Annotated in this window: 1 protein-coding gene; it reads left to right on the top strand. The window is 63.7% G+C overall.

Features of this window, described 5'->3' with window-relative positions:
* Positions 1-111: 111 nt before the first annotated feature.
* The gene (gene cas6 / locus AC01Y6_RS10510) at positions 112-834 is read left to right on the top strand and encodes a CRISPR-associated endoribonuclease Cas6 (RefSeq protein WP_476671474.1); all 723 of its coding nucleotides are present in this window, start codon (positions 112-114) and stop codon (positions 832-834) included.
* The last annotated feature ends 195 nt before the right edge of the window (positions 835-1029 follow it).

Below are 1029 nucleotides of genomic sequence, written 5' to 3'. Positions count from 1 at the left end.
GCATCGCTGAGGTCGCTGGGGTAAGATCGTCTAAGAGTCACCCCTTAAGGATACCACCCTTTTACGACAGCCTCTAAATCGCGACGCTGACCCGTGTTGTAGCCTATAAGCGTGGAGGAAGGTCTGCTGCGCCTCGCGGTGCACCTAAAGGGGGTGGCGTCCCTACCCCTCACCTACCGGGAGGGGCTTCAGGCCGCCCTCTATGCCCTCCTGCCTCCGGAGCTCAGGGGGAAGGTGCACAACGAGGGGTTTCCCGTGGGGGGGAAGCCCCTCAAGTACTTCGTCTTTAGCCGGATCCTGGGCCTTCGGCTAGGGGGAAAGACCTTCCACCCCGACTCCTCCCTCCGCTTTTTTCTGGCTTCGCCCCTGCCCGGGCTCATCGCCACCTGGGCCCGGGCCCTCCAGGAGCGGGGTGAGCTTTCGCTCTACGGAAAGGCCCTTCCCGTCCTCTTGGTAGAGCCCCTGCCCCTACCTCCTTTGGGGCACCGACTGGTGGTGCAGACCCTCTCCCCCGTGACCGCTTACCGCACCCTTGAAAACGGCAAGACCCGCTACTTCCGTCCCGACGAACCTGAGTTTTCGGCCCTCCTGGAGGCCAACCTCAACCGTAAGGCTATCGGGCTTGGGCTTCCGCCAGGGCGGCTTCAGGTAAAGGCCCTACCGGGTACGCAAGACGGCATGGAAACCTACAAGGGATTCTGGGTGCTGGGATGGAAGGGCCGCTTCCTCCTGCAAGGAGACCCGTGGCTTATCCGCCTGGCCCTCCTCACGGGGCTCGGACCCAAGGGCTCCCAGGGCTTTGGCTTCGTTCGGGAAGCTGGAGCGGCCGACTGATGGAAAAGCTTCTTTCGGCTAACGGGGTTAGGGCAAGGGAAGTCCCCCGGCGAGGCCGCCCTTTGGGATCACGCCCCAGCCCCTAGGCCCTCCGCGACCTCATCCCAGGGCCTCGCCCCTAGGAAGAAGGGGTACTCGTTCTTTCCACCCTTGTGAAGGGGCGAAACCCAAAGCGCCAGATCCGGAACTCTCCGG

The organism is Thermus sp. (assembly GCF_056332225.1).
The sequence above is the reverse complement of the archived record's forward strand: the minus strand, read 5'-3'. Positions and strand labels throughout refer to the sequence as shown.